General features: G+C 64.3%; 9 protein-coding genes and 1 pseudogene. 4 read left to right on the forward strand and 6 right to left on the reverse strand.

Annotated features, from left to right (window positions below; translation table 11 throughout):
* The first annotated feature begins 124 nt into the window (after window positions 1-124).
* Complete coding sequence (locus tag EV651_RS39685; protein WP_133791139.1) at window positions 125-1,975, forward strand: bifunctional UDP-sugar hydrolase/5'-nucleotidase; 1,851 nt, start codon at window positions 125-127, stop codon at window positions 1,973-1,975.
* A 26-nt stretch (window positions 1,976-2,001) separates the two neighbouring features.
* Here EV651_RS39685 and EV651_RS39690 read toward each other — a convergent pair whose 3' ends face one another.
* From EV651_RS39690 to EV651_RS39700, 3 genes are all read right to left on the reverse strand, one after another.
* A complete protein-coding gene (locus EV651_RS39690) occupies window positions 2,002-2,973 on the reverse strand; it encodes a hypothetical protein (RefSeq protein ID WP_133791141.1) in 972 nt (323 codons plus the stop codon).
* A gap of 396 nt (window positions 2,974-3,369) precedes the next feature.
* Complete coding sequence (locus EV651_RS39695; protein ID WP_133791143.1) at window positions 3,370-3,624, reverse strand: hypothetical protein; 255 nt, start codon at window positions 3,622-3,624, stop codon at window positions 3,370-3,372.
* A 118-nt stretch (window positions 3,625-3,742) separates the two neighbouring features.
* Complete coding sequence (locus tag EV651_RS39700) at window positions 3,743-3,955, reverse strand: hypothetical protein (RefSeq protein WP_133791145.1); 213 nt, start codon at window positions 3,953-3,955, stop codon at window positions 3,743-3,745.
* Window positions 3,956-4,014: 59 nt separating this feature from the next.
* Between EV651_RS39700 and EV651_RS42830 the strand changes: the two are divergent.
* Window positions 4,015-4,191, forward strand: a pseudogene (locus EV651_RS42830) (helix-turn-helix domain-containing protein); the annotation flags it as partial.
* A 168-nt stretch (window positions 4,192-4,359) separates the two neighbouring features.
* Here the strand turns inward: EV651_RS42830 and EV651_RS42835 are convergent.
* Entirely contained in the window at window positions 4,360-4,569 is a 210-nt protein-coding gene (locus EV651_RS42835; protein WP_238157511.1) for a hypothetical protein, read from the reverse strand.
* Window positions 4,570-4,596: 27 nt separating this feature from the next.
* Between EV651_RS42835 and EV651_RS42840 the strand changes: the two genes are divergently transcribed.
* Both EV651_RS42840 and EV651_RS39710 read left to right on the forward strand, forming a co-directional pair.
* Window positions 4,597-5,175 (forward strand): hypothetical protein, encoded by a 579-nt coding sequence (locus EV651_RS42840; protein ID WP_238157512.1) that lies wholly within the window; start codon window positions 4,597-4,599, stop codon window positions 5,173-5,175.
* A 1,172-nt stretch (window positions 5,176-6,347) separates the two neighbouring features.
* Window positions 6,348-6,959 carry an SMI1/KNR4 family protein gene (locus EV651_RS39710; protein WP_133791149.1) on the forward strand — a complete coding sequence of 204 codons (612 nt, stop codon included), beginning with the start codon at window positions 6,348-6,350 and terminating at the stop codon, window positions 6,957-6,959.
* Between the two features lie 116 nt (window positions 6,960-7,075).
* Here EV651_RS39710 and EV651_RS39715 read toward each other — a convergent pair whose 3' ends face one another.
* Both EV651_RS39715 and EV651_RS39720 read right to left on the reverse strand, forming a co-directional pair.
* Window positions 7,076-7,963 (reverse strand): hypothetical protein, encoded by an 888-nt coding sequence (locus tag EV651_RS39715; RefSeq protein ID WP_133791151.1) that lies wholly within the window; start codon window positions 7,961-7,963, stop codon window positions 7,076-7,078.
* A complete protein-coding gene (locus EV651_RS39720) occupies window positions 7,942-9,006 on the reverse strand; it encodes a hypothetical protein (protein WP_133791153.1) in 1,065 nt (354 codons plus the stop codon). Before EV651_RS39720 ends, EV651_RS39715 begins: the two co-directional genes overlap by 22 nt.
* Window positions 9,007-9,068: the final 62 nt, after the last annotated feature.

Genomic DNA, 9,068 nt, shown 5'->3' on the forward strand with positions numbered 1-9,068 from the left:
AGGGCGGTCATGAGGGGCATCTTCTCTTGTTCATGCGGTCATCTGCACGCGGGGTGGGGTGTGTCGCCCGTATGGTGTGCATTCGGGCCGGAGATCCCGGTGAGAAGACCTGTGAGGCGGGGCGATGACGGACAGCGGTGAGCGGACGAGCATGACACGACGTACGGTGATCGGCGGCGCGGCGGCGTTGGCCGCGGCCGGTTTCCAGGCGGTCCCGGCGTACGCGGGTGACGACCGCGGCGGGCCCGGGAAGACCGTCCGGCTGACCGTGATGGGCACCACCGACCTGCACGGCAACGTGTTCAACTGGGACTACTTCAAGAACACCGAGTACGACGACAGCGCGCACAACGACATCGGCCTGGCCAAGATCTCCACGCTGGTCAGCGCGGTCCGGGACCGGATCGCCGCGGACCGGCGCGCGCCGCGCCCGCTGCTGCTGGACGCCGGCGATACCATCCAGGGCACGCCGCTGGCGTACTACTTCGCGAAGATCGAGCCCATCACCGGCGGTCACACGCACCCGATGGCGGCCGCGATGAACCGGATCGGGTACGACGCCGCCGCGCTCGGCAACCACGAGTTCAACTACGGCCTCGACATCCTCCGCAAGTTCCAGCGGCAGTTGCGGTTCCCGCTGCTCGGCGCGAACGCCCAGGACTGGACCACGGGCCTGCCGGTGTTCCCGCCGTACACGCTGAGGCGGGTACAGGTGCCGGGGGAGAAGCCGATCACCGTCGGCGTCCTCGGCCTGACCAACCCGGGCATCGCGATCTGGGACAAGGCGAACGTCGAGAACAAGCTGAAGTTCGGCGGCATCGTCGAGCTCGCGAAGATCTGGGCACCGCGGGTCCGCCAGGCCGGCGCCGACGTCGTGATCGCCTCCGTGCACTCGGGGATGGACCTGTCCTCGTCGTACGGCGACGCGCTGCCGTACCCGGAGAACGCGTCGGTGCTGATGGCCGAGACCGTCCCGGGCATCGACGCCGTCCTTGTCGGCCACGCGCACCTGGAGATCCCCGAGCGGCTCGTCACGAACAAGACCAGCGGCGAGCAGGTGGTGCTCAGCGAGCCGCTCAAGTGGGGCATGCGGCTGTCGCTGTTCGACCTCGACCTGCAGAAGGTTCACGGGCAGTGGAAGGTCGTCGGCCGGCACAGCCAGGTGCTGAACGCGAACACCGTCGACGCCGACCCGGACGTCGTGGCGCTGCTGCAGAAGGACCACGACAAGGTCGTCGAGTACGTGAACTCGAAGATCGGCACGTGCACCGAGGCGATGTCCGCGGCGACCGCGCCGTGGGAGGACACCGCCGCGCTGGACTTCGTGAACTTCATCCAGGCCGACGCGGTCTCGAAGGCCCTCGCCGGTACGCCGCAGGCCTCGCTGCCGGTGCTAGCGATCGCGGCCCCGTTCAACCGGGCGGCGGCGATCCCGGCCGGCGACGTCTCGATCCGCGACGTCGCCGGGCTCTACGTCTTCGACAACACGCTGCTCGCGGTGACGATGAACGGTACTCAGATCAAGGAGTACCTGGAGTTCTCCGCGCAGTACTTCAAGCAGGTGACCGGCACCGGGCCCTTCCCGTCCGACCAGGTCACCAACGCGACGACCCCGACCGCGCCGAACGGCACGCCCGACTACAACTACGACATCCTCGGCGGCCTGTCGAAGCCCCTGACCTACAAGATCGACATCGCCAAGACGGTCGGCGCGCGGATCACCGACCTCGCGTACGACGGCGTACCGGTGGCCGCGGACCAGCAGTTCGTTGTCGCGGTCAACAACTACCGCCAGTCCGGCGGCGGCAACTTCCCACACGTCAAGACCGCCCCGGTCGTCTACAACCGTCAGGTCGAGATCCGCCAGCTGATGATCGACTACGTCATTGCCACCGGCTCCGTAGACCCCAACACCTTCCACACCGTCGACTGGTCGCTCGTCTCCAACGGCTCCCCGATCACCGTCACTCCCTGACCCCGCGCGTCGGCTGCGAGTGGCTGTTACGCCAGCCACTCGCAGAAGCCGCAGCCGACCGAGTCGGCGGCGAGGGGAAAGGCTGAGCGCGGTCGCAGAGATCTCGCGATCCGTTCGGCGCGGGCATCGTGCTGTCGCTGGACGTCCGCGCCGCCATAGGTTCCGGCCCGGACGTAGGCCCACTGGCGATCCCCGGCGTGGACGAAGTACCGGGTCTCGCCGTGGGCGCCCTGTCCTTGCCACAGGTTCGGGGCGAGCTCCGTGCAGCCGGTCACCGTTACCGGGCCTTCGACGCGGTCGGTGAAGCCGGTGCACGGCGCCTGGTCCGGGGCCGCGTTGCGCACGGTTACGGTGACCTCGGCGATCCGCTGTCCGTTCGACGGGGGCTCCATCACGTCGTACTCGAATCCGGAGTCCCACGAGCGCACTGTGTAGGGCCAGGTGCCGTCCAGGTCGGTCTGCAGCGGCCGGGCGATGACAGCCTCGATCCGCCGCTGTTCCGACCACACTTTGGAGAGCTTGAGGCCCGCAGGGAGGGCGCCGAGGAGTACGACGCCTGCCGCGATCAGAATCGCCACCCGCGACGGCCGCGACCACTCCCGGTCCCCGCCGTCGATCGGTCGGTGGCAGCGTTGGAGGAGCACACTGACCGAGAACGCGACAGCGGCGAGCAAGAAGAGTGGCTGGCCCCACCCGAGGAGCGATGCCCATGCCGCAGCGAGCAGAGCCAGTACTCCGACCGCGGCGCCGGCGCCGAAGATCGCGCCGACGTGCAGACGGATGGCGAACACCACGATCGCGAGCGCCATCACGATCCCGCCGCTGAGAGCGCCGTACCCGAAGCCACCGACGATGGCCAGGCAGTCCTCGTCGGGCAGGCAGTTCGCGGACTGGACGCCCGTCACGACGATCCCGACAACGACCCCCACGCCGAGCCCGAGCCCCAAGGCCCGCAACACGATGACGACGACCGACCCCGCCCAACTGCGCTCCTCCATGCCAGCAACGTACGTGCACGACCGGTCACCGCGCCTGAGCAGAACTACTCGTTCGAGCTCTTGACCGATAGTGGGATGGGATGAAGGCAGCCCCACGCGGCGCTACGCACGGCTCCTCCGTCGCCGCACTACGCGCCACTCCCACCCACCCCCGGCTAACGCCGGAGCACCAGCTGCCGGCTACCGCCGGCGAGCTGCGGCTAGCGCCGCAAGCGACCACCCCGCCACCTCGCCGACACGCGCTGGCAAACCGAATTCGTCCCTGGCGCCTGACCTGGGAACACCCACCTGAACCAAACTTGCGTGCGCCCCGGGCCGCGGGTTCCGAGTGGAGCGGTCAGGTCGGCAAGGCGGGGGAATCACGGTCTACATGCCGACCTGACCGGCTTAGTGGAATCAGCTCAACTCGGTCACCTGGCACGCGCAGATCTCACGCGTGATGCCGTACGGCTTCAGGATCGCGTCCAGTTCGCCGATCGTGCTCATGAGGGCCTGGAGGTAGTCCTCCCGCGAGTCGGTGTTGTTGAACATGTAATGGCCCGCCTTCCGCGGCACGGCACGCACGCCCGTTCGTTCCAGGTGGGAGTCGGCTTCCCGGTTGACGCTGTCCCTCGTGAGCGTGAACTCGACGCTGCATGACCAGTCCTTCATGTCGCTCCGCGGTTGGTGTCAGGCACAAGGGGGTGGAACGGTCAGTAGGCCAGCTCCCTCCGGAGCCGGGTCGTCAGGGCGAGTGCTCGTAGAGAAGGCGGGTGCATGTGTCGGCGCATCAGTCGTCCAGCCACTCCGCGCCGGTCTCGTCCCGGTGGTAGCCCTGGTGATGACCAAGGATGCAGCTCCGGCCGCTCGTGGGGTTCTTCCCGTCGCAGTCGAAGTCCTGTGCAGCCCGCAGACTCGGCCATCCTGCCGCGTCCCGCTCCAGTCCCCGCGTTGCCTCGTTCATGTTCGGAGCATCGCCGATGGAGTGCGTCGGATCGATCATTCCCGCGTATCCCTTGGCATCGGGAGACAGGGATACAGAGCGTGGGTGACACTGGGGTTATGTCGTTCGGGAGCCGCCTTCGGGAATACCGCGCCCATCGCGGGTGGTCGCTTGGCGATCTGGCGCGAGCAACGCATTTCAGTCGGTCCTACCTGTCGAACGTCGAGAACGGCCGGAAGCCAGCGACCGACGACATAGCTCGGGCATGTGACGCGGCCCTCCGGGCGAAGGGCGAGCTGATCGCGGCAGCGCGCCAGGACACGGCCGCGAAGCTCAATGAGACGCCTTGGCAGACGGCCGAGCTGGTCTCAAGGTTGCAGTCATCGGACACGACGCCGAACACGATCGAGGCGCTTCATTCGACCGTTGAGGAGCTGTGCTGTCAGTACAACCGGCGTGACGCCCTAGAACTCCGTCAGGAGGCTCACGAGTGGCTCCAGTACGTCGGCAGCTTGCTCCGTCGCCCTGTCGGCCTCAGGGCGCATACAGACCTGCTGGTGGCCGGCGGTTGGCTCGCACTGCTCGCGGGATGTGTTGAGTACGACCTCGGAATGGGCACAGCCGCGGAATCCACGCGCGTAGCAGCCGCTCAGCTCGGCGGGGAGGCGGGTCATCCGGAGATTGTCGGATGGGGCCACGAGATGACTGCGTGGTTCGCCCTGACGCAAGGACGGTTCCGGCAGGCCGTCGACGCATCGCGACGCGGGCAGGCAGTTGCCCAGGGCACCAGTGTTCAAGTGCAGCTGCTCGCCCAGGAGGCGAAGGCGCGGGCACGTCTTGGCGAATCGGGCCTGTCGACGCTGCTTGAGTCGGGTCGGGATCTGCTGGCCGAACTGCCTTATCCGGACCGGCCGGACAACCATTTCAAGGTTGACCCGGCGAAGTGGGACTACTACTCGATGGACATTCACCGGATGGCGCAGGACAACGCTCGGGCGAGTGAGTACGCCGAATCCGTCATCAACGACAACATCGCCCCTGACGGCACCGAGCTAAGCCCGATGCGGATCGCCGAGTGCAGGCTGACACTCGCATTCGTCGCAGGCCGTGAAGGCGATCTTGAGCAGGCTGTCAACCTCGGCGTCGAAGGGCTGAAGGACGGTCGTCAGAGCAAGGTTCACTTGCGGATGATCGCGAGCGAGCTCGACCAGGAGTTGCGGCAGCGCTTCCCCGGCGAAGGGACTGTGACCGGCTTGGAGGACGCACTCCGAGCCGTCTGACATGACGAGCCCACGACCTGACGAAGTGCGCTAGTCCGGCACACCGAGTTCGGCGCCCACAGCACCGCGCCAGCCCTCGGCAGTTCCACAGAGACTTCGTCGGCGGCCTCGAACGGATCCGCCACCCTTCGCGGTTCGAGATACTCATCGCATCAGCGGCTCGTTTCGGCTGGTGGCGGTGCAAGGTTCGAGCCTGCGTAGGCATACGCCGACAGGTTTACAGAGTCCGGGCTGATCGTCCCTGAACAGGGAAGTTCGCCAAGCAGGCGGCATCGTAGACACGTCACAGACAAGCGGCCTCTTCGGACGCTGCGGACTGTAAGTCCGCAGCGTGTGGCGCTTGCGCTACCACTCATGTGGTCTGGACCAGCGGGCTCAGGGTGGCACAGCAAAGGGTCACTGAGGGTGACCATCTCTCACCGAATGCTTCCGTAACGTGTCTCGGTCGCTGGGCGGCCACAGCGATTTAGCATCTCGGCTATCTGGTCGGTCGAAACCAGATGTGTCCGTGCTCGTCACGCTGCGAGGGAAGCCGACGGGGGTCGCGAGTTGGCCACCGCAATTGGGACTGAGACCAAGGATCCTCGCCGCTTCCTCGGCACCGATGTAACCAGTCAACTCGGCTGGCGGTCTGGCGCGCCGCAGGCTGCGGGCGACCTCAGCCACATCTGCCGGGTAGAACATGGACTGCGATCCGGGCACTAGTGAAAGCGTGCCAATGGCAACCAACTGACGGAGCTCGACCGTCGCACAACCAGGCCGGTGACGGGCGTCCTTAAGACGTATCGGCTCGCCCCTTCGCGCGGAAAGCGAGCACGTCGGACAGCAACTGGCCGCGGGCCTTGTCCGGTGCACCATGCCTGGTGAGCCGCCCGAGTCTGACCAAGCCTGTGGATCTGAGCGCGCGACTTGCCGAGAAGCTTTGCAGCCAGGGGCGACCGTGATCCGTGGGTCGGCCATCATGGTTCCACCTTCGCATCGCTTGCCCCCGCGCCCCAGCATTTGGTAGTACGTCAGCAAAGTGTGTGCCGTTGGTCAGGTGTCGTGAATCCGGGCATGGTGAGAGCTGACCTGGCCATGACGTTGAGCTTCGGTCCGGGCTAGGCTCTTTGCGGGGTCGAAGACCGTCCGTCTGCCCAACGTGGGCCTGGATTCTCGAATGAGGGATAGCGTTGGTCGCTTCGGTGCAAGAGTCATGGACCGATATCGTCGAATGGCTCCGGGAGTATGTGCCGTCTGCCGTCGATGTGATGCAGCCTCCCGTTTCGTTCAGCTGCATCTCCGCTCTCCGAAGCGGGATGGGTCGACGTCTTCCCGGCGATCTGGTCGCCTGGCTGAACATGAACAATGGGCTCGCACACCGGGGCAACTTCGGTAACTTGTTGCCAACGCTGCATACGCCACTGCCGTGCGAGAAGATGCTTGCCCGGCGCGAGATGCTGCGCGGCGTCTGGTCAACCATGTCGCGCCCTGGCGAGGACGAACAAGCTGGCAGCCGATCGCCTGCGTGGCTGGACGCCTTCCTGCCAATCGCCGATTCCGGAACTGATGTGCATTTGTTTGTCGATCTCCGGGATGGAGAACTCTTCGGCTGCATTGGCGAATACTCCGCAGAGTCCGGTGGCTTCGGAACCCCTATCTGGCCCAGTACCGCACACATGCTCGCCGACGTCGCCGACGCCTTGCGATCCTACGATGGGACCGACGAGGTCCAATCGAGTTCGCAAGGTTACGCGATTCCATTTGTTGAGGATGCAGAGCTCATGTGGACGAGAAGAAGGTAGACAAGCGCGTGCCTCCTCGCACACTGCGAGGAGGCACGCCCCGCCCCGCGATCTCATCGCGGGGAGCAGACCCCGATGATGCGATCCATCGGGCGCCTGCTGATGAGCTGCAGAATTCAGCAGCCAGGCGAGGGGTCCCAGGTGTACAGATTACTGATGCTGCCCCAAATGGTGGGAGCGTCGTACAGCACGAATCGATAGTGCGTCGTGACTTTTGGCCATGGGATGTTGATTTCGAGCTTGCCCGTGCTCGGCAACGTGGCGCCGCTAATGCTGGTCCAAGTCGTCGAGCCTCGCTGGAGTTGTTGGAACGAACCTCTGGCGCCAGCATAAGGTACCCACTGAACAGATGAGGCTGGATCGCCGTTGATATCGTGCTTCAGCCCACCGGCCGGAAGGTTAAGGACGCACGGCTTCGTCAGGTTTGCCGGGTTCCAGTATGCCTCGGACGCGAAGCGGATATCAGTGGTCGGGGTGTTTTGGGGAACGGAGATCGCCTCCGCCGCCGCTGTACGACCAGGCGACGCCGTGCTTCCTTGGATAGCCAAGGTGACATCTCCCCCCGTTGTGGCGCCGGCGGGCTGCCAGGTCCACACCCCCAAACCGTCCGTGTCGAACAGGTTCCACGGAAGAGCTGGTTTATTGAAGCGTGATACGAACTGATGCTGCAACGCTCCATCGGGTGACTTTGTGTTCCAGCGTGCGTCAATCACACCGGCCGCCGCGCAATCAGCGCCGAGGGAGACCGCTGGTACGTCGCGGTTGCCGGTGATCGAGATCTTTGAAGGAACGGTCAAAGTGCACGATCCGGCTGTGGCCGCCGCGGGAGCCGTCGTCCTGCTATCGGCAGATAGATTGAACGCCAGCGCGCCACTGGCGAGGATAGATATCAAAGGCAACACGAATCTGCCGCCGAGTGTGGAAAAGGGGCGCCGCATATACTTGCCTTTCTGGTCGAGTTTTGAACTGGTAGTGATGCGATTTAACGGTGACAGAAGCTGCACAGGGCCTCTACCAGAAACTCGTCGCCGTCGACATAACGGTCAGCGGTATACCAGGCGCCGCGTCGTCCACCCTCCCTTTCGTTCTGTTCGCCGTCTATAAGCGCGACTGAGTAGTCAGTCGACGGAGACGTTGCCGCACCTTGCTGGCTGCTTGCAAACGGATATTCGTCACATTGCTTTCCATCCGGTCGAGGGTTTTGCAATAGACGATCACAAGCATCCGTAGCAACATTTCTGTTCAAATTGATCTTGGAATCATCTACCAAACGATTCAATTTGTTCGGGATTGATTTGGTGTCTCCCGGCGCGGGGGGCGGGGTTGTCGAGTTGGGGTCGTTAATGGCCCAATAGACATGCTGTGCGACATCGGTGATAGCCGCGTCCGACGCATCGAGCGAATACTTTGCCTGAACGCCGGCGAAGATGCACGCATTGGTCGTAAAGCCACCCCGCCCTGCAGCGGTCGCGCCGTCGCATCGCACGGTCGCTCCCACGTGCTCTTTGGCGATCTGCCCTGGTGCAGCCGTGCTTGTCACTATGATTTCGATGCCCGCATCGAGCGTCGCGAGACGGTCAGGGTTCACATCGCTATATGCCGGCAAATTGACTGGCATGTCAAAATGCTTGGGCGGTGCGCCATTAAGAGATGCTAGCGTCCCTCCGGGACTGGGCGGGATGGTGCAGCTCGCTGATGCTTGGTGCGGCTCACACAATGGAGCAAAGGAGACCGTGGTATTCTGGGCGGTCATCCCGCCCCCGGGGTTCATCACCTCATCGACATATATATCGAAATGCAGCTGACTGTCGGCGTTAGAACCCCAGGCGACTATGGTAAGGCGAAAGTCGATCGAGCCGATCACTTGCTGCGTGTTGGTATTCCTCAGGTAGGGCTGCATGTATTGCCAGCCGCACCATTCCCAGTGATTCACGACCCTTCCGATATAGCCAGCATCCATGTCCATGCTGGCTTGGAGATTGTTGCGACATTCGGACTCATTAAGGTAGGTAAAACTAGTACGACAGCCGTAGTTCGTGATGTTCATGCTGGGAGGGCTTGTCGGCGCTGGTAGTGGCTGGTTCGGGCTCGGTGTTGGTGTCGGCGTCT

The organism is Kribbella sp. VKM Ac-2571 (assembly GCF_004362255.1).
Classification (GTDB): Bacteria; Actinomycetota; Actinomycetes; order Propionibacteriales; family Kribbellaceae; genus Kribbella; species Kribbella pratensis.